This is a genomic window from Methylobacterium sp. UNC300MFChir4.1 (genome assembly GCF_900110155.1).
In the GTDB taxonomy this organism is placed as follows: Bacteria; Pseudomonadota; Alphaproteobacteria; order Rhizobiales; family Beijerinckiaceae; genus Methylobacterium.
The window spans coordinates 191,945-214,330 of the sequence record NZ_FOCS01000008.1 but is presented as its reverse complement, the minus strand read 5'-3'; the positions used below and the strand labels follow the sequence as shown (position 1 = coordinate 214,330).

General features: G+C 73.2%; 20 protein-coding genes. 13 read left to right on the top strand and 7 right to left on the bottom strand.

Annotation, left to right across the window (positions count from 1 at the left end):
- Window positions 1-17 precede the first annotated feature (17 nt).
- From BMY19_RS13720 to BMY19_RS13685, 8 genes are all read left to right on the top strand, one after another.
- Window positions 18-893, top strand: a complete 876-nt coding sequence (locus tag BMY19_RS13720) for a branched-chain amino acid ABC transporter permease (RefSeq protein ID WP_020095281.1) — start codon at window positions 18-20, stop codon at window positions 891-893.
- Window positions 894-1,098: 205 nt separating this feature from the next.
- Window positions 1,099-2,019 (top strand): branched-chain amino acid ABC transporter permease, encoded by a 921-nt coding sequence (locus tag BMY19_RS13715; protein WP_056524055.1) that lies wholly within the window; start codon window positions 1,099-1,101, stop codon window positions 2,017-2,019.
- Window positions 2,016-3,521 carry an ATP-binding cassette domain-containing protein gene (locus BMY19_RS13710; protein ID WP_100252046.1) on the top strand — a complete coding sequence of 502 codons (1,506 nt, stop codon included), beginning with the start codon at window positions 2,016-2,018 and terminating at the stop codon, window positions 3,519-3,521. Before BMY19_RS13715 ends, BMY19_RS13710 begins: the two co-directional genes overlap by 4 nt.
- 297 nt (window positions 3,522-3,818) lie before the next feature.
- Entirely contained in the window at window positions 3,819-5,060 is a 1,242-nt protein-coding gene (locus tag BMY19_RS13705; protein ID WP_100252045.1) for an acyl-CoA dehydrogenase family protein, read from the top strand.
- Window positions 5,057-6,115 (top strand): phosphotransferase family protein, encoded by a 1,059-nt coding sequence (locus BMY19_RS13700; RefSeq protein ID WP_100252044.1) that lies wholly within the window; start codon window positions 5,057-5,059, stop codon window positions 6,113-6,115. The genes BMY19_RS13705 and BMY19_RS13700 overlap by 4 nt, the downstream gene beginning before the upstream one ends.
- A gap of 2 nt (window positions 6,116-6,117) precedes the next feature.
- On the top strand, window positions 6,118-6,894 hold the full coding sequence (locus tag BMY19_RS13695) for an SDR family NAD(P)-dependent oxidoreductase (protein ID WP_056524043.1): 777 nt from the start codon (window positions 6,118-6,120) through the stop codon (window positions 6,892-6,894).
- Window positions 6,895-7,042: 148 nt separating this feature from the next.
- A complete protein-coding gene (locus BMY19_RS13690) occupies window positions 7,043-7,813 on the top strand; it encodes an SDR family NAD(P)-dependent oxidoreductase (protein ID WP_100252043.1) in 771 nt (256 codons plus the stop codon).
- Window positions 7,810-9,582 (top strand): class I adenylate-forming enzyme family protein, encoded by a 1,773-nt coding sequence (locus tag BMY19_RS13685; RefSeq protein WP_100252042.1) that lies wholly within the window; start codon window positions 7,810-7,812, stop codon window positions 9,580-9,582. The genes BMY19_RS13690 and BMY19_RS13685 overlap by 4 nt, the downstream gene beginning before the upstream one ends.
- Here BMY19_RS13685 and BMY19_RS13680 read toward each other — a convergent pair.
- Window positions 9,549-10,160, bottom strand: a complete 612-nt coding sequence (locus BMY19_RS13680; RefSeq protein WP_100252041.1) for a hypothetical protein — start codon at window positions 10,158-10,160, stop codon at window positions 9,549-9,551. The genes BMY19_RS13685 and BMY19_RS13680 overlap by 34 nt on opposite strands.
- Before the next feature lie 258 nt (window positions 10,161-10,418).
- Between BMY19_RS13680 and BMY19_RS13675 the strand changes: the two genes are divergently transcribed.
- The 4 genes from BMY19_RS13675 to BMY19_RS13660 all read left to right on the top strand — a co-directional run bounded on the left by BMY19_RS13675 (window position 10,419) and on the right by BMY19_RS13660 (window position 14,533).
- Window positions 10,419-10,664, top strand: coding sequence for a ferredoxin (locus BMY19_RS13675; protein ID WP_020095273.1), 246 nt, complete (start codon window positions 10,419-10,421; stop codon window positions 10,662-10,664).
- A complete protein-coding gene (locus tag BMY19_RS13670) occupies window positions 10,664-11,935 on the top strand; it encodes an NAD(P)/FAD-dependent oxidoreductase (protein WP_100252040.1) in 1,272 nt (423 codons plus the stop codon). The genes BMY19_RS13675 and BMY19_RS13670 overlap by 1 nt, the downstream gene beginning before the upstream one ends.
- 105 nt (window positions 11,936-12,040) lie before the next feature.
- The gene (locus tag BMY19_RS13665) at window positions 12,041-13,294 is read left to right on the top strand and encodes a cytochrome P450 (protein WP_100252039.1); all 1,254 of its coding nucleotides are present in this window, start codon (window positions 12,041-12,043) and stop codon (window positions 13,292-13,294) included.
- A gap of 150 nt (window positions 13,295-13,444) precedes the next feature.
- Entirely contained in the window at window positions 13,445-14,533 is a 1,089-nt protein-coding gene (locus tag BMY19_RS13660) for a phytanoyl-CoA dioxygenase family protein (RefSeq protein WP_043713080.1), read from the top strand.
- A gap of 37 nt (window positions 14,534-14,570) precedes the next feature.
- On the opposite strand, the gene BMY19_RS13655 is transcribed toward BMY19_RS13660, so the two are convergent.
- From BMY19_RS13655 to bchO, 5 genes are all read right to left on the bottom strand, one after another.
- Complete coding sequence (locus BMY19_RS13655) at window positions 14,571-16,310, bottom strand: methyl-accepting chemotaxis protein (protein WP_100252038.1); 1,740 nt, start codon at window positions 16,308-16,310, stop codon at window positions 14,571-14,573.
- Between the two features lie 217 nt (window positions 16,311-16,527).
- A complete protein-coding gene (locus BMY19_RS13650; protein ID WP_056524020.1) occupies window positions 16,528-17,154 on the bottom strand; it encodes a DUF1989 domain-containing protein in 627 nt (208 codons plus the stop codon).
- 41 nt (window positions 17,155-17,195) lie between these two features.
- Window positions 17,196-17,948, bottom strand: coding sequence for a guanitoxin biosynthesis heme-dependent pre-guanitoxin N-hydroxylase GntA (gene gntA / locus BMY19_RS13645; RefSeq protein ID WP_100252037.1), 753 nt, complete (start codon window positions 17,946-17,948; stop codon window positions 17,196-17,198).
- Window positions 17,949-18,243: 295 nt separating this feature from the next.
- Window positions 18,244-19,029, bottom strand: a complete 786-nt coding sequence (locus BMY19_RS13640; protein ID WP_026605260.1) for a gamma-glutamyl-gamma-aminobutyrate hydrolase family protein — start codon at window positions 19,027-19,029, stop codon at window positions 18,244-18,246.
- Between the two features lie 83 nt (window positions 19,030-19,112).
- Entirely contained in the window at window positions 19,113-20,021 is a 909-nt protein-coding gene (gene bchO / locus BMY19_RS13635) for an alpha/beta fold hydrolase BchO (protein WP_091682484.1), read from the bottom strand.
- A gap of 210 nt (window positions 20,022-20,231) precedes the next feature.
- Here bchO and BMY19_RS30890 point away from each other — a divergent pair, with 210 nt between their 5' ends.
- Window positions 20,232-20,378, top strand: a complete 147-nt coding sequence (locus tag BMY19_RS30890; protein WP_020095264.1) for a hypothetical protein — start codon at window positions 20,232-20,234, stop codon at window positions 20,376-20,378.
- A 31-nt stretch (window positions 20,379-20,409) separates the two neighbouring features.
- Here the strand turns inward: BMY19_RS30890 and BMY19_RS13630 are convergent, their stop codons facing one another.
- Window positions 20,410-22,098, bottom strand: coding sequence for a magnesium chelatase subunit D (locus BMY19_RS13630; protein ID WP_100252036.1), 1,689 nt, complete (start codon window positions 22,096-22,098; stop codon window positions 20,410-20,412).
- Between the last annotated feature and the right edge of the window lie 288 nt (window positions 22,099-22,386).

The following is a 22,386-nucleotide window of genomic DNA, read 5'->3' as shown; positions in this document are numbered from 1 at the left end:
CGGGCGGGGAGAGCGCGATGATCGGCCTCCAGATCCTCGTCGACGGTTTCGCGATCTCGTCCCTCTACGCGCTCGGCGCGATGGGCTTCACCCTGATCTTCGGGGTCTCGGGCGTCCTCAACCTGACCCACGGCGCCCTGATGGTCATGGCCGCGGTGGCGGCCTGGGCGGCCTCGGCGCTGTTCGGGCTCGGCTCCTACGCGGGCGCTGTGATCGGCATCCTGTGCGGGCTCGCGGGCGCACTCGTCACCTACTTCGCGGTGGTCGCGCCGATCGAGCGCAGCCGGGCCATCCCGCGAGAGGAGAAGGAGATCTTCGTGCTCACGGGGACGCTGCTCTGGGGGATCATGATCCAGGAGCTGGTGGCCTACTTCTTCACCGACAACCCGAAGACCGTGCTGCCGATCGTCGAGGGCGTCTTCGAGATCGCCGGGGTGCGGACGCCGAGGAACCAGGTCTTCACCGCGGTGATCTGCTGGGTGGTGATCGGCCTGCTCTGGCTGTTCGTGAACCGGGCGCGGGCCGGCAAGGTCCTGCTCGCCGCATCCATGAACCCGCGGGGCGTCACGCTGCTCGGCCACGACATGGGCAAGATCTACGTGGCGGTCTGGGCGATCTACGGCCTGCTCGCCGGCACCGCCGGGGTGCTGCTCGGGATGTTCCTCGGGGTGTCGTCGTACTCGGTGGGGCCGCTCACCGCGAGCGCCTTCTCGATCGTGGTGCTGGGGGGCCTCGGGAGCGTCACCGGCTCGCTGATCGCCGCCTACGTGGTGGGCTACCTCGAGACCGCCACCGCCTACCTGATCTCGCCGGCCTACCGGGTGATCCCGGCGCTGCTCCTGCTGGTCGCCGTCATGTACCTGCGCCCGCAAGGTCTGCTGGGGCGGCGGTGATGGTTCTTTTTGCACCCCGGGTGTCCAGCCCGCGCCCTCATCCTGAGGTGCGGCGAAGCCGCCTCGAAGGAGCCCTCCAGCCGGCCGCGCGATCCCTGGAGGCCTCCTTCGAGGCCGCTGGCGCGGCACCTCAGGATGAGGGGCGTGGGTGGGAAAGGCCTCTGCGCCGAACGAGCCGGATCGCTGCCGTGTGCGAGGCCAATCCATGAAGCTCCTCACCACCCCCGGCTTCTGGATCGCGGTCCTCGCCGTCCTGGCCGCCGCCACCCTGCCCTGGTGGGTCTCCGGCTACATCCTCGGCCTCCTGACCATCGCCTACTATTTCGGCGTGTTCTCCATGGCCTGGGACCTGCTCTTCGGCTTCGCCGGCGAGGTAAATTTCGGACCGACCTTCCTGATCGGCCTCGGGGCCTACGGCGCCGGCATCCTCAACAACCGCTACGAACTGCCGATCCCCTACTGCCTCGCGGCCGGGACCGTGCTCGCCGTGGTCGGCGGCCTCGCCCTGGCGCTGCCGGCGCTGAAGGTCCGCGGCCCCTATTTCGGCCTGATCACCCTGGTGGCGGTGCTGCTCCTGCAGAACATGATCGTGGTCTTCTCCGGCCTCACCGGCGGCGAGATCGGCCTGACCGTGCCCGACGTCATCTCGATCGACGCCGACACCAATTACTGGCTGGCGCTCGGCTTCATGGCGGTCTCCGGCCTGATCCTGACCGCCATCGCGCGCTCGCCCGCTGGGCTGATCCTCCAGGCCGCCGGCCAGGACCCGGTGGTGACCGGGGCGCTCGGCTTCAACGTCGCCAAGCACAAGCTCGCCGCCTTCGCGGTCAGCGCCGCCTTCTCGGGCCTCGCGGGCGGGCTGGTGGTCTTCTACATGGGCACCGCCTCGGTCGGCACGCTGATCAACACGTCGGTGGGCGTGCAGGTGATCATCGCGGCGGTGCTCGGCGGACGGCGCACCATCGTGGGCGCGGCGCTCGGCGCCGTGTTCCTGATCGCGGCGGGCGAGCTGCTGCGGCCGCTCGGCGGGCTCTCGACCTTCGTGGTCTCGGCGGTGGCGCTCCTCGTGATCCTGTTCGTGCCCTCGGGGCTGCTCGGCCTCGGATCGCTCCGGAGAGCCCGATGACCGTCGCCGTCGCGCCCCCGCCGGCCGTGTCGCCCGTCCTGGCCGAGCCCTGCCTCACCGTGCGCGGCCTGACCAAGCGCTACGGCGGCCTCGTCGCTGTCAAGAACATCGACCTCGACCTGCGCCCGGGCGAGATCCTCGGGCTGATCGGCCCCAACGGCTCGGGCAAGTCCACCGTGATGAAGCTGATCATGGGGCTGGAGCGGCCGAGCGCCGGCTCGATCCGCCTCGACGGCACGGAGATCGGCGGCATGCCGGCCCACCGGGTGGCGCGCTCCGGGATCGGCCTCGTGTTCCAGCACGCGCGGCCGCTCCAGCGGCAGACCGTGCTGGAGAACATCAGCCTCGCGCTCCTGCCCGACAGCCTGATCCGGCTGGCGGCCGACCCCCACGTGGCGCGGCGCGCGAGGGAGATCGCCGAGCGCGTCGGCCTCGGCGCGGTCGTCGACCGGCGCCCCGGCACCCTGCCCTTCGCGGATCTCCGCCGGCTGGAGCTCGCCAAGGCCATCGCCCGCGACCCCCGGGTGGTGCTGGTCGACGAGCCCTTCGCGGGCCTGACCGGCGGCGAGGTCGCGGCCTTCTCCGAGCTGATCCGCGGCTTCCGCGACGAGGGCAAGGCCGTGCTCCTCGTCGACCACAACGTGAAGAGCGTCGCGGCCATCGTCGACCGGGTGTTCGCGATGTATCTCGGCGAGCGCATCGCCGAGGGCTCGGCCGAGTCGGTGATGGCCGACCCGACCGTGCGCCGGGTCTATCTCGGCGGCAGCATCGAGACGGCGGCCCGGCCCGAGGCGGCGTTCAAGCCCGACTCGCTGCTCACCGTCGAGGGCGTCGACGTGCTCTACGGCAAGGCGCAGGCCCTGCGCGCCGCCTCGATTCACGTCCACGAGGGTGAGTTCGTCTCGGTGGTCGGCCTGAACGGCGCCGGCAAGACCACGCTGTTCAACGCCATCTCGGGCCTCGTGCCGCACACGGGCACGATCCGGTTCGACGGCCGGGACCTCTCCCGGATGAAGCCCGCCGCCATCGCCCGGGCCGGCATCGTCCAGGTGCCCGAGACCCGGGAGCTGTTCGGCGACCTCAGCGTGCGCGAGAATCTCGACCTCGGCGGCCAGCATTTCCCGAAGGCCGAGAGCGCCAGGCAGCGCGACTGGCTCTACGAGCTGTTCCCGATCCTCAAGGACCGTGAGACGCAGAGCGCCCGCACCCTGTCGGGCGGCGAGCAGCAGATGCTGACCATCGCCCGGGCGCTGATGATGCGCCCGCGCCTCCTGATCCTCGACGAGCCGACGCTCGGCCTCGCCCCAGTGATCCTGGAGCTGCTGTCGAAGGCGCTGGAGAAGCTGCGGCAGACCACGCCGATCACGGTGCTGCTCGGCGAGCAGAACGTCACCTTCGCGCTCCCCCACGCCGACCGGGTCTACGTGCTGGAGCAGGCGCGGATCGTCTGGGAAGGCCCGCCGCAGCGCTTCGCCAGCGAGATGGGATCGGCCTATCTGTGAGCGGCGGCGTGATGTGGGTCGATCGAGCGCCACGTTCGATTCGGGTCGGAGCGCGGGTCCCCTCTCCCGTGCGGGAGAGGGACAGGGTGAGGGATCAGGTCTGTCCAGAGAGGGCTCGACCTGACTGCGCGACAAGGGCGGGCTCGATCCTGTGGCTTCTCGTCCCTCACCCCAACCCTCTCCCGCACGGGAGAGGGGGCGCGTCGCGCCGTGGGTGAAGGCAATGGGAAGGCGGGCAGCCCGCGCACGCAAGCTCGGTGCGCTCGCCCGGCAGAGAAACCCTAGGGAGCGGACAAAGTGGACTTCACCCTCTCCCCCTCCCAGACCCACTGGCTGACCCGCGTCCGCGCCTTCATCGCCGACGCGATCCTTCCGGCCGCCGCCGCGGTGTCGGCCGAGCGCGCGCAGAGCCGCGAACCCTCCCCCACGATGGAGCGGCTGAAGGAGAAGGCCCGTGCCGAGGGCCTGTGGAACCTGTTCCTGCCGCCCTCCCCCGAGCACGACACCGACGACTATCGCGGCGCCGGCCTGACCAACCTCGACTACGCCCTCTGCGCCGAAGAGATGGGCCGGGTCGGGATCGCCTCGGAGGTGTTCAACTGCGCGGCGCCCGACACCGGCAACATGGAGGTGCTGCACCGCTACGGCACCGCGGCCCAGAAGGACCGGTGGCTGAAGCCCCTGATGGCGGGTGAGATCCGCTCGGCCTTCCTGATGACCGAGCCGGAGGTCGCCTCCTCGGACGCCACCAACATCATCACGTCGATCCGCCGCGACGGCGACCACTACGTCGTCGACGGCCGCAAATGGTGGTCGACCGGCGTCGGCGACCCGCGATGCAAGATCGCGATCCTGATGGGCAAGACCGACCCGGAGGCCCCCCGCCACCGGCAGCAATCGCAGATCCTCGTTCCCATGGACACGCCCGGGGTCCGGGTGGAGCGCCTGCTCCCGGTCTTCGGCTACGAGGACGCGCCCAAGGGACACGGCGAGGTGGTGCTGGAGAATGTCCGCGTGCCGGCCGGGAACCTGATCCTCGGCGAGGGGCGCGGCTTCGAGATCGCGCAGGGGCGCCTGGGTCCGGGCCGCATCCACCACTGCATGCGCACCATCGGGGCCGCCGAGGTCGCGCTGGAGGCCATGGCGCGCCGTCTCGTCTCCCGAGTCGCCTTCGGCAAGCGGATCAGCGAGCAGTCGGTCTGGGAGCAGCGGGTCGCGGAGGCGCGGATCGACATCGAGATGACCCGCCTCCTCTGTCTGAAGGCGGCCGATATGATGGACAAGGTCGGCAACAAGGGCGCCAAGCTCGAGATCGCCATGATCAAGGTGGCGGCGCCCCGGGTGGCGCTCAAGGTGATCGACGACGCCATCCAGGCCCATGGCGGGGCCGGCGTCTCGGAGGATTTCGGGCTCGCCAAGATGTACGCTCATATCCGCACCCTGCGGCTCGCCGACGGGCCCGACGAGGTCCACAACCGGTCGATCGCCCGGCTGGAATTCGGGCGCTACACCAACAGAAGCGAGGCGGAGCGCGCATGAGCGACGCCGACATCTTCTCCGGCGTGAAGCCGATCGAGCCGCGCCACCGGATCGACGAGGCGCGGCTCGCCGCCTGGATGGAAGGGCATGTGCGCGGCTACGCCGGGCCGCTCACCGTGCAGCAGTTCCGCGGTGGCCAGTCGAACCCGACCTACCGGCTCGACACGCCGGGCCAGGCCTACGTGCTGCGGCGCAAGCCCTTCGGCCCGCTCCTGCCCTCGGCCCACGCGGTGGAGCGCGAGTTCCGGGTGATCGGCGCCCTCTACGGCGAGGGGTTCCCGGTGCCGCGCCCCTTCGCGCTGTGCGAGGATCCCGACATCATCGGCGCGGCCTTCTACGTGATGGAGGCGGTGGACGGCGCCGTGCACTGGGACGGGGCGTTGCCCGGCCTCGATCCCCACGCCCGCCACCGGCACTATGCCGGCATGATCGCGACGCTCGCCCGGCTCCACGCCATCGACCCGGAGGCTGCGGGGCTCTCCGATTACGGCCGGCCCGGCAACTACTTCGCCCGGCAGGTCGACCGCTGGACCCGCCAGTACCGCGCCGCCGAGGACGGGCGCCTGGAGGATGTCGAGCGACTGATCGCGTGGCTGCCCCGGACGGTGCCGGAGCAGCAGGGCGCCTGCGTGGTCCACGGCGATTACCGTCTCGACAACCTGATCTTCTCCCGCGACGGCGGCGTCAGCGCGGTGCTCGACTGGGAGCTGTCGACCCTCGGCGATCCGCTGGCGGATTTCAGCTACCTGCTGATGCAGTGGGAATTGCCCGCCGACGGGCGCAGCGGGCTCGGCGGCCTCGACCTGACGGCTCTGGGCATCCCCACCCGTGACGAGGCGGTGGCGCTCTACTGCCGGGCTGCGAACCGGAAAAACCTGCCCGACCTCGACTGGTACTTCGCCTACAACCTGTTCCGGCTGGTCGGCATCCTCCAGGGCGTGGCGGCCCGCGCCAAGGCCGGCAATGCCGCGAGCGAGCACGCTGCCGCCATGGCGGCGCGGGTGCCGAAGCTCGCCGAAGCGGCCTGGCGCTTCGCCGAACGGGCGGGGGCCTGAAGATGGAGCTGTCCGGCCGCGTCGTCGCCGTCACCGGGGCCGCGAGGGGCATCGGCCGGGCGCTCGCGGTCGCGGCCAGGGCCCGGGGCGCGACGGTCGTGGCCCTCGACCGGGACGGGGCCGGGGCGCAGGCCGTGGCGGCGGAACTCGGCGGGCGGGCCTTCGCGCTCGACGTGGGCGACGCCGAGGCGGTCAGTGCGGTCCTGGCGCGCATCGAGGCCGAGACCGGGCCGATCGCGCTCTACTGTTCCAACGCCGGCATCCTGGAGCGCGACCCCGATCCGGATCTGGCCACCTCCGCCGACCCGGAGAGCTGGGCGCGCGCCTTCGCGGTGAACGTGATGGGTCACGTCCACGCCGCGCGGGTGCTGGTCCCGCTCTGGCGCGCCCGCGGCGATGGCGCGTTCCTCGGAACGGTCTCGGCGGCCGGGCTCTTGAGCCAGATCGGCAGCGCCACCTACGGGGCGACCAAGCACGCGGCGCTCGCCTTCCTGGAGCATCTCGCGATCGCCCACGCCGAGGACGGGATCCGGGTCGCGGCCCTGTGCCCGCAGGGCGTCGACACCGCCATGCTGGGGGAAGCCAGCGCCGCGTCGCGCGACGGCGTGCTGGCGCCGGAGGCCGTGGCCGAGGCCGCATTCGACGGGCTGGCGGCGGGGCGCTTCCTGATCCTACCGCATCCGCAGGTGGCCGAGTACGCCCGCCGCCGGGCCGAGGACCCCGAGCGCTGGCTCACCGGCATGGCGCGACTGCGCCGCTCGATGCGGGTGGGGGCGTGAGGATGGGCGGCGTCCGGCGACAGCGTCCGCGGCCGGATGGGGCGCGGGTGCCCTCTCCCGCACGAGAGAGGGGGCGCGTCGCGACCTTCGTATCCCGTGAAACGAGGATCGGAGCCGTTCGCCGCTTCATCCAGCGTGGAGGCGAGCCATGTCGCTGTTCGATCTGACCGGCAAGACCGCCCTGATCACCGGCTCGTCGCGGGGCATCGGACGGGCGATCGCCCTGCGGATGGCCGAGCACGGCGCCCGGGTGGCGATCTCGTCGCGCAAGCGCGAGGCCTGCGAGGCGGTCGTGGCCGAGATCGAGGCCGCCCACGGCGCCGGCCGCGCCGTGGCGATTCCGGCCAGCATCTCGGTGAAGGAGGAACTGGAAACCCTGGTCGCCGAGACCGAGAGCCGGCTCGGCCCGGTCGACGTGCTGGTCTGCAACGCCGCCAGCAATCCCTATTACGGGCCGCTCGCCGGCATCTCCGATGCGCAGTTCCGAAAAATCCTCGAGAACAACGTCCTGTCGAACCACTGGCTGATCCAGATGGTCGCCCCCGGCATGGTGGTGCGGCGGGACGGCGCGATCGTGATCGTCTCCTCGATCGGGGCGCTCAAGGGCTCGCCGGTGATCGGCGCCTACAACGTCTCGAAAGCCGCCGACCTCCAGCTCGCCCGCAACTACGCGGTGGAGTACGGCCCCGCCAACGTGCGGGTGAACTGCCTGTGCCCGGGGCTGATCCGCACCGATTTCGCCCGGGCCCTGTGGGAGGATCCCGAGATGCTCGCCGCCACCACGGACGCCGCCCCCTTGCGCCGGATCGGCGAGCCCGACGAGATCGCCGGCGCGGCCGTGTTCCTGGCCTCGGCGGCCGGCCGGTTCGTGACCGGCCAGGCGCTCGTGATCGACGGCGGCGTGACCATCGCCCGATGAGCCCCGATCCCCGCATCCCCGCCGGCTGGCCGGCCCTGCCCTTCCGCGAGGCCGAGGCGCGGCTCACCGCCTCAGGTGGGCCCTTCGCCATCGCCACGGTGCCGATCCGGGGTGTGCCGACCCGGATCTGGGAGAAGGCACCGCCGACGCTGGGCGACCTGTTCCGGATCGCGCGCGGCCACGGGGACAAGACCTTCGTGGTCTACCAGGACGAGCGCGTGACCTTCACGGGTTTCACCCGCGCCGCGACCGCCCTGGCGCGGGCTCTGGTCGAGGCCGGCGTGCGCAAGGGCGACCGGGTCGCCATCGCGCAGCGCAACCTGCCCGAATGGCCGGTGAGCTATTTCGGCGCGCTGCTCGCCGGCGCCATCGCCACGCCGCTCAACGCGTGGTGGACCGGACCCGAACTCGCCTACGGCCTGCAGCATTCCGGGGCGCGGGTGCTCATCGCCGACGGCGAGCGCTTCGACCGGATCGCCCCGCACCTGCCCGAATGCCCGGCCCTGGAGCGGGTCCTCACCACCCGCACGGCGCCGGATCCCCGGGCGACGCCGCTCGCCGACATCGTCGGGCCGGTTGGGGACTGGGGCGCCCTGCCCGACGCGGCCCTGCCCGACATCGCCCTCGACCCGGAGGACGACGCGACCCTGTTCTACACCTCGGGCACGACGGGCAAGCCGAAAGGAGCCGTCGGCACCCACCGGGCGGCCGCGACGACGGTGATGGCCTACCCCTACTCGGCGGCGCGCAGCGCCCTGCGCCGGGGCGAGGCGCCGCCGAAGCCCGACCCGGCCGCGCCGCAGCGGGCGGCGCTGCTGGTGATCCCGCTGTTCCACGTCACCGGCTGCCACGCGAGCCTCGGGGCAGCCCTCTACGGCGGCCACCGCCTCGTGATGATGCACCGCTGGGACGCGAACGCGGCCCTCGACCTGATCGAGCGGGAGGGCTGCACCAGCGCGGGCGGCGTGCCGACCATCGCGTGGCAGCTCGCCAATGCGGCCCGGGAGGCCGGCCGGCCGCTGCCGACCCTCGAGGGCGTCACCTACGGCGGCGCCCCGGCCGCCGGCGACCTCGTGCGGGCGCTGGGCGAGGCCCTGCCGCGGGTCGTCCCGGGCACCGGCTGGGGCATGACCGAGACCTCGGCGACCTTCACCCACCACCAGGGCGAGGATTACCTCGCCCACCCGGAATCCTGCGGACCGCCCCTGCCGGTCTGCGAGGTGCGGATCCTCGATCCCCTCGGGCAGGATCTGCCGCCGGGCAGCGTCGGCGAGCTGTGCGTGAAGGGCCCGAACGTGGTCCGCGGCTACTGGGACGACCCGGCCGCCACCGCGGAGGTCCTCTCCGAGGGCTGGCTGCGCACCGGCGACCTCGCCCGCGCCGACGAGGAGGGCTTCCTGACCATCGTCGACCGGATCAAGGACATGCTGATCCGCGGCGGCGAGAACATCTACTGCTGCGAGGTCGAGAACGCCCTCTACGCGCACCCGGACGTGATCGACGCCGTGGTGCTGCCGGTGCCCCACCCGACGCTGGGCGAGGAGCCGGGCGCCATCGTGGTGCTGGCCGAGGGCGCCGAGACCGACCCGGAGGCGATCCGCGCCTTCGCGGCCGAGCGGCTCGCGGCGTTCAAGGTGCCGGTGCGGATCGAGATCTGGGACGGGCTCCTGCCCCGCAATCCCGCCGGGAAGATCCTGCGGGCGCCCCTGCGGGCGGTGTTCGCGGCGGGCTCAGCTCAGAACGGCTCGCCCTCGTCGTCCGGGCGATAGACCCGCAGGGTCCGGCCATCGGGGAACTGCACCGTCCGGCGGTGGACCACGACGTAGCCGGCGGCCTGGGCGCTGCTCAGGCGGTCGAGGCGGTCGTCGGTGTAGCCCTGGGTGTAGCCCTGGGCGTAACCCGGCTCGTAGCCGTAGCCCGGCCCGTAATTGTAGGCCCGGTAGCGGGCGTAGCCCTCCGGGGGCGGCGCGGCGGCGACGGCCTGCGGGGCGGCCCGGACGGACCGGGCCGGCGCGGCGGCGACGCGGGCCCGGCGCGGCGCGGCGGCGATCCGCTTGGGCGCCACCGCCGCGCGGGCGGCCTTCCGCTCCGGCGCGCGCCGCACCGCCACGGCCTTCCGCCGGGCGGTGGCCGGCCGGGTCTCGGTCGCGGCGGCCGGCGTCCCGGTTGGAGTCGCGGCGGACGGTGCCGGCGGGGCGGCCTTCGTGTCCGTGGCCGGCGCCTTCGGGGACCCGGCCTTGTGGGCCGGCGGATCCGTCCATGTCGTGGCGACGGATTCGGCGGAGGCGCCGCCGATCCCGAGGACCAGCATGAGGGCGGCGAGGCTCGTTCGCGCACCGTGCGGCATGGCGCCCTCCTGTCATCGCGGGGTTTCGGACAGATCCGCGGAGCAGCGCGACAATAGATCGAACCGCTGCGCAGGGGAATCGCGTCGCTGCATTTCCACCAGGATCGCCGAAACACGTTTAATACGGATGACGCTCGGCGCCGGACGCGGCCGAGCCGTCCGACGACCGGTCGCGGGGGACGGCGCGCGACGTGCCCCGCGACGTGCCCCGCGACGAGAGCCCGCGGAACCCGCGGCGCCGCGCGCGGTTGCCCCGCCATGTCCGCCCCTGCCGATGCGTCCTCCGGCCCCCCGCCCGGCCTGCGGGTGAGCGTCGATCTCAACCTGTGCCAGGCCTATGCCCAGTGCTGCTACGCGGCGCCGCGGCACTTCCGCATCGAGGGGCACGAGGCTCTGTTCTACGATCCCGCCCCCGCCGCGCGGGACCGGGACGACATCGAGCGGGCGCGCGTCGCCTGCCCGGTCCAGGCGATCCGGGTCGAGGATCCGGAGCGGGGCGCCTGATGGCGCGCGATTCCGAGCGCGTCCTGATCGTCGGCGCCGGCCTCGCGGCCCTGCGCGGGGCCGAGGCCCTGCGCGAAGCGGGTTTCTCCGGCGCGCTGACGATCGTCGGCGACGAGCCGCACCGGCCCTACGACCGGCCGCCGCTCTCGAAGCACGTCCTCACCGGCGCGATCCCCGCGGAGGCCACGACCCTGCCGGGGGTCGGCGCCCTCGCGGCGGAGTGGCAGCTCGGCAGCGCGGCGCGGCGCCTCGACCGGCAGGCGCGCACGGTCGGCCTCGCGGACGGGCGGATCCTCCCCTACGATCGCCTGCTCATCGCCACCGGCACCCGCGCCCGGCCCTGGGCGAACCCGCACGAGGGCCGCCTCGCCGGCGTCTTCACCCTGCGCGGACGGGAGGACGCCGCCGCCCTGCGGCGGGCGCTGACCGCCGGCCCCAACCACGTGCTGGTGATCGGCGCCGGCTTCATCGGCTGCGAGGTCGCGAGCCTGTGCCGGCAGCTCGACCTGCCGGTCACCCTGGTCGAGCCCGGCCCGACGCCGCTGGCCCGCATCCTCGGCAGCACCGTCGGGGCGTTCATCGGCGCGATCCACGAGGGCCGCGGGGTCGCGCTGCGCTGCGGCCGCGAGGTCGAGTGGCTGGAGGGTCGGGACGGCCGGCTGGTGCGCGCCCACATGGTCGACGGCAGCAGCCTCCCGGCCGACGTCGCCGTCATCGCCCTGGGGGCCGTGCGCAACACCGAGTGGCTCGACGGGTCCGGCCTGTCGGCGGATCCGGGCGGGGTCGATTGCGACGCGCGCGGCCACGTCCTCGATACCGAGGGCCGGCCCGACCCGCGCATCGCCGCCGCCGGCGACGTGGCGCGCTTTCCCCACCCCCTCTACGACGGCCGGCGCGTCGCCCTGGAGCACTGGAGCCACGCGGCGGCCCAGGGCGTCCATGCCGGCCGGCTCCTCGCCGGCGCGGAGCCTGAAGTCCCTTACGGCGCCCTGCCGACCTTCTGGTCGACGCAGGGCGACCTCGTGGTGAAATCCGTCGGCCTGACCGAGGGCGCCGACGCGGTGGCGATCACGCAGGGCGATCCGGCGGCCGGCCGCTTCGTCGCCACCTACGGCCGCGACGGGTGCTGCATCGCGGCGGTCGCGGTGGATTCCGCCCGCTGGCTGCCTGCCCATGCCGAGCTCGTGGAGGCTGGCGCGCCGTTCCCGCCCGAGGACGCCGCGACCGACCGGCCGAAGCGCGTCACGGTCCACGAGCCGGGCTTTCCGTAACGCGTCGGGAAACGGAACCGGCCCATCGGGCGAAGCCTTTGTCGTTGCAGCATCTTTCCCGAAGGCCGGTGGCCGCCATCCGGGTCGATGCGTGAAGGAGACCGCATGCCCGACGCCACCCTCCTCGACCAGGTCAAGGACTTCGCCAACCGGCCGAATCCCTATCCGGTCTACGCGAAGCTGCGGGAGAATCCCGTCTCGCGCCAGGACGACGGCACCGAGGCGGGCACCTGGGTGGCGGCGACCCACGGCACCATCGCGCGCCTGCTGCAGGACCCGCGGGTCAGCTCCGAGACCCTGCCCCCGGCCGACCGGCCGCGCACCGGCAATCCCCTCACCGACCTGATCGTCAAGCCGCTCAAGGACTGGATGATGGACCGGCACCGGGTCTTCATCTTCCGCGACCCGCCGGACCACGACGCCCTGCGCTCGGCGGTGATGCACCAGTTCTCCCGCGAGCGCGTCCAGGCGATGCGCGCCCGCTCCGACCGGTTGGTGGCCGACCTGCTCAACGAGAAGTGCGGTGCCCGGGAGATCGACGCAGTCGACGACCTCGCCTACCCGCTGCCCGTGACGGTGATCTGCGAGCTGTTCGGCGTGCCCCGAGAGGACGAGCCGAAATTCCAGGGCTGGGCGACGCAGCTCGCCACCGCGCTGGAGCCCGACAGCCTGTCCGACCCCGAGATCCGCGCCGCGAACAGCCGGACCTTCGACGCGATCGGCGGCTACATGGGCGACCTGATCAGGGAGAAGCGCAGGCACCCGCAGGACGACATGCTGTCGGGCCTCGCCAACCACGCCACCCCGGCCGGCGTGAAGATGGGCGATTACGACCTGATCGCCACCTCGATCCTGATGCTGGTCGCCGGGCACGAGACCACCGTGAACCTGATCACCAACGGCCTGCTGACCCTGCTGCGGCATCCGGACGAGCTGGAGCGCCTGCGTCAGGACCCGCTCCGGGCCCCGCGGCTGATCGAGGAGTTGCTCCGCTACGAGCCGCCGGTGCAGTTCCGGACGCGGCGGACGCTGTCGCCCATCGACATCGCCGGGGTCACGATCCCCGAGGGGGCCGATCTCGTGCTGCTGCTGGCCTCCGGCAACCGCGACGCGGCCGTCTTCCCCGATCCCGACCGGTTCGACCCGGACCGCAGCGGGATCCGCCATCTCGGCTTCGGCGGCGGCCTGCACTACTGCGTGGGCGCGCCGCTGGCCCGGTTCGAGGCCGAGGCGGCGCTCACCGCCCTCGCCCGCCGGCTGAAGGCGCCGCGCCTGGTCGAGGACCCGCCACCCTACCGGCCGGGCGCCGCCCTGCGCGGCCCGGAGCACCTGCGGGTGGCGATCGACGGGATCGCCTGAGCCGCGGGCGGACCGGACGGCCAACCCGAGCATCGATGAGACCGCCGACGCGACGAAGACGAAAGTCCGTCGCCGTAAAGTTGTTTGCCTCGCTAAAGTCGCGATCGTCCGGCCTGGTTACGCTGGAGACGGAACCGGCGAGTTGAGACGATGGCTCAGGGGTTTGCGCGCGCTGCATCGCTGGCGCGCACGGTGGGGACCACGGTGCGCAACCTTGCCCTCGGGCGCGACGACGTCCCGCCCCTCGCGCCCCACCTGCCGCCCGCGCCGTCCCACACGGTCGACGCCGACATCCCGGTCGATATCGGCTGCATCAAGGTGTTCCGGGCCGAGAGCTTCCCGGAATCCGGGCCGAGCCCCTGGCTCGATCAGCCCGACGCCCTCGATATCGTCGCGCGCCGCGTCGCGCGCCGGGAGATCACGCCCCGGCAGGCCGAGATCTGCCGGTCCTGGGTGGAGCACGGCTACTACGTCCTGCGCGGCGCGATCGATCCCGACACGATCGACGAGGTCTGGGCGGCCTACGAGGCCGCGATCGCCGGCGGCGACCTGACCCTCGCCCCCGAGAAGGCGGCGCCGGACGATCCCCATCCGGGCCGCTACCTCAACCCGCACCTGAAGGTCGAGGCGATCGACCGGCTGCTGAAGCACCCCGTGCTGATGAACTTCAGCAGCATGGTGCTCGGCCGCCCCGCGATCCCGTTCCAGACCATCGCGTCCCACAAGGGCAGCCAGCAATCCGAGCACTCGGACTCGATCCACATGACGACCTACCCGCTCGGCTACCTGGCCGCCTGCTGGGTCGCCATGGAGGACATCCACGCGGATGCGGGGCCGCTGGTCTACTATCCCGGCACCCACCGCCTGCCGTACCTGTTCAGCCACGACGTCGGCATCACCACGGACGAGTTCCGCGAGCGCGGCTACGGTGCCTATTCCGAGCGCTACGAACCGGCGATCAAGCAGGAGATCCGGGAGCACGGGGCGACGCCGGCCTACTTCACGGCGCGCAAGGGCGACGTGCTGTTCTGGCACGCGAACCTGCTGCACGGCGGTTCCGCGCGGGCCGACATGCAGCGCTCCCGCAAGGCCCTGGTGCACCACTACTTCGCGGAAGGCTGCATCTGCTACCACGACCTCTCGGCGACGACGTCGGCGGTGCACGGCCCCGTCGAGAGCCTGCCGACCTGCGGCGCGTCGAGCCCCGACATCGCGGTGCGCGAGCGGATCAGCCTGTAAGGGTGCGGGGTCGCCGGGCGGTCCGGCGACCCCGCCCTCAGGCGGCCTTCACGGCGGCCAGGAAGGTCGTGACCTCCTGGCCGAGGCTCGTCGAGTAGCGGGCCAGCTCCTGCGCGGCGCTGAGCACCTGGTCGGAGGCCGCGCCGGTCTCGCGGGCCGCCTGCCGGACGTCGGCGATGTCGGTGCTCACCGCCTGGGTGCCCTGCGCCGCCTGGGTGACGTTGCGGACGATCTCGCTCGTCGCCGCGCCCTGCTCCTCCATGGCGGCGGCCACGCTGAGCGCCACCGTGCGCATCTCGTCGATCGTGCCGCCGATCGTCCGCATCGACTCGACCGCCTGGCGGGTCTCGTTCTGGATGGCGGCGATCTGCGTCGCGATGGTCTCGGTCGCCCGGGCCGTCTGCGAGGCCAGCGCCTTCACCTCGCCCGCCACCACGGCGAAGCCCTTGCCGGCCTCGCCGGCGCGCGCGGCCTCGATGGTGGCGTTGAGGGCCAGCAGGTTGGTCTGCCCGGCGATCCCGGCGATCAGGCCCATCACCTCGCTGATCTGGTCCGTGCCGCGGGCGAGCACCTGCATCAGGGCGTTGGTCTGGGCCACGTCCGTGCCGGCCCGGTCGGCCATCGCCGAGGACTGGGCGACGCGGGACGCGATCTCGTTGATCGAGGCCGCCATCTCCTCGCTCGCCGCCGCCACGGTCTGCACGTTGCTGGAGGTCTGCTCGGAGGTCGCGGCGACGCGCACCGACTGGTCGGTGGTCCGCGCGGCGGTGCGCGTCATCTCCCGGGCCGTGGCCTCCATCTCCACCGCTGCCGCCGACAGGCCCTGCGTCAGCGCGCTGACCTGCGCGTCGAAGCGGGCGGTGACCGTGTCGAGCATCTGGGCGCGGCGCATCTTCGCGTCGTTCTCCGCGACGGCGGCCGCGTCGGCGGCGCGCTTGGCGATCAGGGCGTCCTTGAACACCTGGACGGCGCGCGCCATGGCGCCGACCTCGTCGCCGCGGCGCTGGTCGGCGACCGTCACCGCGAGGTCGCCGTCCGCGAGGCCGCGCATCGCCGCGGTCAGGCGGGTGATCGGGCGCGACAGGCCGTTGCCGACGAGCAGGAGCAGCGCCAGGATCGGCAGGGCGAGGCCGGCGGACCAGAGGCCGATGGTGATCGCGCGGTCGCGCACGGCCGCGTGGACGTCGTCCCGGTACAGGCCGGTGGCGACGATCCAGCCCCACGGCTTGAACATCTGCACGCTCGCGACCTTCTCCACCGGCACGGACCCGCCGGGGCGCGGCTTCATGTAGTCGACGAAGCCGGAGCCGTCGCGCTTGGCGGTCTCGACCATCTCGGCGAAGTAGCGCTTGCCGCCGGGGACGTCGGTCTGGTCCACCACCTGCTTGCCGACGTTCTTGGCGTTGAAGGCGTTGGCGATCAGGTGGCCCCGGTCGTCGAGGACGAAGAAGTAGTCCTCGCTGCCGAAGCGCAGGGCGGTGATCGCCGCGAGCGCGGCCTTCTGCGCGTCGGCGACGGGCATCTGGCCTGTCCGGGCCTGCGCCTCGTAGTGAACGAGCAGGCTCTGCGCGACCTCGGTCAGGCGCTTGGTCATCAGCGCGCGGTCCTCGAGCGCCGAGCCGCGCATGTCGAGGAAGCTCAGGGCGCTGAGGGCGCCGATGGCCAGGAGCACCAGGGCCATCACGGCCGCGAGCTTGTGGCGAAGCCGGAGATCGGCGAGGCGCTGCCACGGCGCGGCACGGTCGGCGGGCGGGTGGCTGGTCTGCGTGGGGGTCATCCGAGCACCGGAAGAGGGGCCTGCGACCGGCGGGGACTCGCCGTGGGCGCCGTACGGGCTCAACCTCGTGCATTCGGGTTAGTAAATCGCAAAGACCTGCGGCCGTTCTCCGGCAGTCGGTGGGCGAATATCGATGTCAAGTCCTCGAATGCGATACAGTCTACAGCTTTACATGGATTAATATCGGGATCGGGCCGGGGCTTTTGAGGGCCCGCAGCTAGGCGCTCACGCTGTAGTGGATCGGCTTGAAGCTGCCGTTGTTCGACTGCAGGGCCGAGCAGGCGGTGAGTCCGATGATCAGGTCGGTCTCGGCCACGAACACGATCCGGTCCCCCGCCCGGCTGAGGGGCGGCGCCACGGTGAGCGCCCCGGTCGCGCCGTCGATCGGCACGTTCATGAAGCAGTTGAACGCCACCGGGATCGCGTCCGGCGCGATGCCGTAGGGTGCGAGCGCCGCCGCGAGGTTGCCGAAGCAGCCGCGATGCGGGTTCGCGTCGCCGTAGATGATGCGGAACGTGTCGGCGGAGCACGGCGTCAGCAGGAAATCGTGCCGGCCGACCGTATCCTCGAGGATCCGCAGCAGGATCTTCGAGCGGTTCGAGTAGAGCGGGTCGCCGGTGGTGAGGTAGATCCGGCTGGCGTAGTCGAGGGTCCGGCCCGACGAGATCACCTCTCCCGTATCGTGGCGGTTGAAGGCGAGGAGGTCGGCCACCTGCTCCCCGCACGGGTCGATCACCGTGAGGCGCTGGCCCCGGTCGAGCGTGAAGGCGACGCCGGAGCGCGGCGCGATCGTCTGCACGTCGGCCTGGCACAGGGTGGGTTGGCACAGGGTGGGTTGGCACATGGGGGTGGCTCGCTCCGTACTGGGGACCGGATCCGACCGGCTCAGGCGCCGCTGCCCGGCAGCCCGCAATCGAAGGGCAGGGCCGGCGGGTTCCAGTCCCGGGCCTCCGGGGCCGGTGCCGGCCGGCCCTTCATCGGGCAGCGCCAGTCCGCGTCGACCGCGCGGCCGCTGTACTGGCGCGCCTCCGAGGCCTCGCCGTGGCGCGCCAGCATCGGGTTCACGCTGCCGGCGAGGGCCTCGTCGCGCTCCAGGATCGCGGCGCGCAGCTTCTCGTAGCGTCCCTCCGCCCGCAACCGCTCGAACTGCGCGTGCAGGTTGAAGACCAGGACCGGCGACGAGAAGCGCCGCGCCGGCCGGCTCGCCTGCGGGTGCAGCCCGACGACGAAGAACGCCTCGCCGCCGAAGCTCAGGGAGAAGTGGGGGTTGTCGGGATCCTCGGCCACGCGGGCATCGTGGGGCTGGCCGAGCCAAGCGTCCTTGTCGGTCAGGGATTGCGCGCGCGCCCAGAGGTTGTGCTCGAACGCCTCCTCCGAGAGGTCGTCCGGCCCCTCGAACACGACCGCGAAGCTCTGGAACAGGTCGGGCTGCTCCCGGTACTGCGCCACGAAGGCGAGCAGCGCCGGGTAGATCCGCATGTCGTCCCAGCCCGAGGTGATGTCCCGGGCCACCACGATCCGCATCCGCCCGCGGGACAGGGCCGACTTGGCGCCCACGCAGGGGAAGGGCGGGTTCCGGATGAAGTCGCGGAAGGCCTCGGCACGGGGGTGCTCTCGGTCGTCGCGGGGGAGATGCATGCAGGGCCTGCCCGGTCTCTGCGCGGCCGGCCTCCACGCGAGGCGGCCGCTGTTCGGGACTCCGGGAACACCAACGGGAGGCCACTGTTCCGTCCTGCGACAGGTCGTCCGGGGGATAAGGTGAATCCGGCCGCGTGTGGCCAAGATCTGTGCGGATGGGTGGCCAATATTCCGTGGATCAGCGCCAGAGAATAAACATAGGTTAAGTCCGGAAAGACTCCCGGTGTCGGCGGTGTGCCGGCGCTGTGCTGCCGCGCGCGGCCTCTGCACTGGGCCGTCCCAGCGCGCGAGCGGCTCATCCCCGGCCGGCCCGCCGCGCCCGGTGCCGCGTCGCCGCCGCGGCCCCGAAGGCCTCGAACAGCGTGCGGTTGATCGGGTTGGTCGCCGGATCGTGCTCGGCGTGCCACTGGACGCCCAGCGCGAAGCCCGCCGCGTCGCGGACGCGGATCGCCTCGACCGTGTCATCCTCGGCGAGGCCCTCGATCACGATCCGGCCGCCCGGCTCCAGGATGCCCTGGCCGTGCAGGGAGTTCACCCGGATCGTCTCGCGCTCCAGGAGGCGGGCGAAGGCGCCCCCGGGCGTCAGCCGGACCTCGTGACGGTCGGCGAAGATCAATTCCAGGTCCGGGTGGATCTCGCCGTTCGCGAGGCGCGGCATGCGGTGGTTGAGCCGGCCCGGCAGATCGCGGATCTCCGGGTGCAGGCTGCCCCCGAAGGCGACGTTCATCTCCTGGAAGCCGCGGCAGATGCCGAACAGCGGCACGCCCCCTGCCACGCAGGCCTCGATCAGGGGCAGCGCCACGGCGTCGCGATCCTCGTCGTAGGGCTCGTGCGCCGCGCAGGGCTCGGTGTTGAAGCGCGCCGGATGGACGTTGGCGCGGCCTCCCGTGAGCAGGACGCCGTCCACGGTGTCGAGGAGGTCCCCGAGGTCGGTGATCGTCGGGACGGCGGCGAACATCAGCGGCAGGGCGCCGGCCACCGCGGCGACCGCCCGCATGTTGTTCTCGCCGACGATCTGCGCCGGGAAGCGGCTGTCGATCAGGCGCGCGTTGCCGATGACGCCGATCACGGGTCTCGCCATCGTTCCGGCCGCTCCTCGATCCTGCCCTGCCCGCCGCGGCAGGCTCTACGACCCACGCAAGGCCGGCGCCAGTCCCGTCCGGCTCACGGCGGCGACAGAACGCCCGCGTCCGAAGCCTCGGCGCGGAGCACCTCGGCCACGCGCTCCGGCGCCTCCTCGTGGGCGAGGTGGCCCAGCCCCCGGATCAGGCGGACGCGGGCGTCGGGCATGCGGTCGCGCAGGGCGAAGGCGGTGTCCGGCAGGATGGCCTTGTCGTCGCCGCCGACGATCAGCAGGGTCCGGGTGGCGAGGCCGGGCAGCGCCCGGTGCAGCCCGGCGAGATCCCAGTTCGCCATCATGCCCAGCGCCCCGCGGACATGGCCGGCCCGGGCGAAGAGCCGCCGGTAGAGGTCGACCCCCTCCGGGTCGAGGCGCGAGCCGGTCCCCTCGATCAGGCGCTTGGCCGCGGACCGGTCCGCCGTCCAGGCGAAGATCCGGGGGGTGAAGGGGTTGAGGAACAGGAGGCGCGCCATGCTGGGGAACAGCAGGTTCGCCGCCCCCGGCAGCGGCGCGAGAGCGCCGTTGAAGGCCGCCAGCAGCCGGGGCGCGATGGTGCCGTCGAGGCACATCCGCGCGAGGACGGCGGCGCCGGCCGAGTGGCCCGCCGCCAGGACCGGCGGCCGGCCGAGCGCCGCAACGAGGCCCGCCACGGCCCGGGCCATGCCGGGCAGCGACAGGTCGGCGTCGGGCAGCGGGTCCGTGAAGCCGTGGCCCGGCAGGTCCGGGGCGATTACGGAGAAGTCGCGCGCGAGGAGCGGCGCCAGCCCGCGCCACGAATGCGTGGCCGCCCCGGTCCCGTGCAGGAGCAGCAGCGTCGGGGCGTCCGGAGACCCGTATTCCTGGACGTGCCAGCGGAGGCCGGCCGCCTCCACGAAGCGGCTGGCCTCCCGATGGGGCCAGTCCCGGCCCTCCACGGCCCAGTCGGGCCGGTCCGCATCGAAGCCGGTCAGCATGCGCGCGTATCCTGCACTGCGGCATGGCCGGACGATCCGGGGGCGACGGCGGCGCTATCGTTCATGGCCGGAAGTATTTCGTAACACTGAACAATCCTATGCGGGGGCCGCATGCCACCGGTGAGCGGAGACTGATTGCTGCGCTGCAACAGCAACGGCATATCTCGGGCGAGCAAGAACAAGACGCGTCCACCAACTCCGGAGAAGGTCATGATCCTCTTCACCTCCTCGACCCAGAACATCGCCGCTCCGGTCTCCGGCGGCTGGAGCCTCAAGGCCATCGTCCGCGAGATGCTGAGCTCCTGGCTCGCCCACCACCAACGCCTCGCCGACAGCGGCATCGGCGGCGACCTCTGACACCCTGTCGCGGGGGTGACGGGTGCGGCGCTCAGAGCGCCGCCCGCACCGCCGCGCTGAGCTGGCCGGCCTCGGCCCGGGGCAGCTTCAGGTAGCGGGCGCCCATCGCGTCCGCCACCGAACGGGCCTCGTCGCCCCGCGTGCCGGTATCGACCACGAGGGCCGGCAGCCCGGCCGCACGCAGGGCTCGGGCCGCCTGCAGCGCCTCCGCGCCCGCCCGGGCCCGTCCCCCCTCCCCCGACCGCGCGACGTTGGCGCGCCCGTCGGTCAGCAGCACGATCGCCGGCCGGCTGCCGCCGCGGCGCACGCCCAGAGCCACCGCGACCGCGGCGTCGATCCCCGCCGCGAGCGGCGTCCCGCCCCCGCCCGGCAGTCCCGAGAGCCCGCGCTTGGCGCGGGTGAGCGACCGAGTCGGCGGCAGAACGAGATCCGCGCCGGCGCCGCGGAACGCCACCAGCGCCACCCGGTCCCGCCGGACATAGGCCTCCGCCAGCAGCAGCTCGACCGCGCCCTTGGCCTCCGCCAGCCGCTCCAGGGCGGCCGAGCCCGAGGCGTCCACGCAGAACACCGTGGTGGTCTCGGTCCGCTGCTTGAGGATCCGGATCCGCAGATCGTCCCGCCGCACCACGATGCGGCGCGTCTCCCCCTCTACTCTGCGGATGGCCTGCCAGGGCGCCGCCGCCCGCAGGGTGGCGAGCAGGTCGAGCCGTCCCCGCCGCGGGTCGCCCCTCCGGCTGCCCACGGGGCGGCCGGTGCGGGCCGAGGCCGCCTGCCCGACCCGGCCGGCCTTCGCGGCCGGGAGACGCTGCGCGCCCGCCAGAAGCTGGTCGAGGAGGTTCGGCGGGATCGCGGCGCGCACCGCCTCCAGCACGACGTCGTCGGGCGCCTCTGCGGCCGGACCCGACGCCTCCTCCGCGTCGTTCGGCTCGGGCGGCTCCGCCGGCGCCTCCGCGGTCTCGGGGACGGGCTGCTCCGGTGCGGGCAGGCGCGTCGCCCGCGGCGCCAGGACGAGGCGCCCGGCCGCCACGATCGCCCCCTGGCCGATCGGCCCGTCTCCCGCGAGGGCGCGCGCCACGCGCGCCGCCAGGATCGGGCCGCGCAGCGACGCGATCCCGAAGGCCTCGGCCAGGGCGCAGAGGCGCCCGACCGGGTCGGGCTCCGGCGCGCCCGGGGCGGGCTCCGGCTCGGCCGCCGCGGTGTCCGCGAGGCCGAGCCCGCTCAGGTCCAGCCGGAAGGCGAGGCGATCGGCCAGCGCCTCGGCGACCGTCTCGTCCGCCACGCCCTCGTCGAGGAGGATCAGGCCGAACCGGGCGCCGCGGTCCGAGACCGTGCCGGTGTCGAGGGCGGCGGCGAGCCGCGACGCGGTGCCCGGCGGCAGACGCTCGGCCATGGGGACGACGACGATCCCGCCATCGGCCTCCGCCAGCAGGCCGGCCCGCGCGACGGGGCGGCCCGCCGCCAGGGTCGCGGCGAGATCCAGGCCGCCGAGCAGGCCGTCGTCGCCGATGCCGGGCGGCAGGCGCCGCCAGGGCGTTCCCGGGGGCAGCGCCGCCCGCACGCTGTCGAGCCAGCGCTCGCGCACGGGCCCGGCGGGGGCCCGCAGCACCGCGCCGCCGAGTCCGTGCGGGTCCGCGGCGAGAAGCCGGGCGGCCAGGCGGGCATCGGCCCAGGCGCAGGTCGGTGTCCCTCCCTGCTCTGCGGGACGGCGATGTTCAGGCATCAGCTCGAGCGGGGCGCGACAGGGCCCCGCTCCCGAGCGGGTGCCGAGGGTCGGACACGTCCATCGGACCGCGACGCGGGCGACGGAGCGCGACCGGCCCCCTACCCCGGGCGGGAGAGGGTCGGGGTGCGGGATGCGGAGTTCCAGGACTGAGCAGACGCGCGCGACGCGTTCGGGCCGCGCCTCGTCCGGCCGCTCCCCGTCCTCCACCCTGTCCCTCGCCCGCACGGGAGAGGGGCCCCGCGCTCCGTTCCGCGCCGACTCGGCCGGAGCCGCGCGATGAACGCC

Coding starts and splice junctions, on each gene's coding strand:
- BMY19_RS13715 (WP_056524055.1), top strand. CDS start 1,099: ATGAAGCTCCTCACCACCCCCGGCTTCTGGATCGCGGTCCTCGCCGTC.
- BMY19_RS13695 (WP_056524043.1), top strand. CDS start 6,118: ATGGAGCTGTCCGGCCGCGTCGTCGCCGTCACCGGGGCCGCGAGGGGC.
- BMY19_RS13720 (WP_020095281.1), top strand. CDS start 18: ATGATCGGCCTCCAGATCCTCGTCGACGGTTTCGCGATCTCGTCCCTC.
- BMY19_RS13690 (WP_100252043.1), top strand. CDS start 7,043: ATGTCGCTGTTCGATCTGACCGGCAAGACCGCCCTGATCACCGGCTCG.
- BMY19_RS13685 (WP_100252042.1), top strand. CDS start 7,810: ATGAGCCCCGATCCCCGCATCCCCGCCGGCTGGCCGGCCCTGCCCTTC.
- BMY19_RS13660 (WP_043713080.1), top strand. CDS start 13,445: ATGGCTCAGGGGTTTGCGCGCGCTGCATCGCTGGCGCGCACGGTGGGG.
- BMY19_RS13670 (WP_100252040.1), top strand. CDS start 10,664: ATGGCGCGCGATTCCGAGCGCGTCCTGATCGTCGGCGCCGGCCTCGCG.
- BMY19_RS13680 (WP_100252041.1), bottom strand. CDS start 10,160: ATGCCGCACGGTGCGCGAACGAGCCTCGCCGCCCTCATGCTGGTCCTC.
- BMY19_RS30890 (WP_020095264.1), top strand. CDS start 20,232: ATGATCCTCTTCACCTCCTCGACCCAGAACATCGCCGCTCCGGTCTCC.
- bchO (WP_091682484.1), bottom strand. CDS start 20,021: ATGCTGACCGGCTTCGATGCGGACCGGCCCGACTGGGCCGTGGAGGGC.
- BMY19_RS13665 (WP_100252039.1), top strand. CDS start 12,041: ATGCCCGACGCCACCCTCCTCGACCAGGTCAAGGACTTCGCCAACCGG.
- BMY19_RS13655 (WP_100252038.1), bottom strand. CDS start 16,310: ATGACCCCCACGCAGACCAGCCACCCGCCCGCCGACCGTGCCGCGCCG.
- BMY19_RS13630 (WP_100252036.1), bottom strand. CDS start 22,098: ATGCCTGAACATCGCCGTCCCGCAGAGCAGGGAGGGACACCGACCTGC.
- BMY19_RS13640 (WP_026605260.1), bottom strand. CDS start 19,029: ATGGCGAGACCCGTGATCGGCGTCATCGGCAACGCGCGCCTGATCGAC.
- BMY19_RS13700 (WP_100252044.1), top strand. CDS start 5,057: ATGAGCGACGCCGACATCTTCTCCGGCGTGAAGCCGATCGAGCCGCGC.
- BMY19_RS13650 (WP_056524020.1), bottom strand. CDS start 17,154: ATGTGCCAACCCACCCTGTGCCAACCCACCCTGTGCCAGGCCGACGTG.
- BMY19_RS13675 (WP_020095273.1), top strand. CDS start 10,419: ATGTCCGCCCCTGCCGATGCGTCCTCCGGCCCCCCGCCCGGCCTGCGG.
- BMY19_RS13710 (WP_100252046.1), top strand. CDS start 2,016: ATGACCGTCGCCGTCGCGCCCCCGCCGGCCGTGTCGCCCGTCCTGGCC.
- gntA (WP_100252037.1), bottom strand. CDS start 17,948: ATGCATCTCCCCCGCGACGACCGAGAGCACCCCCGTGCCGAGGCCTTC.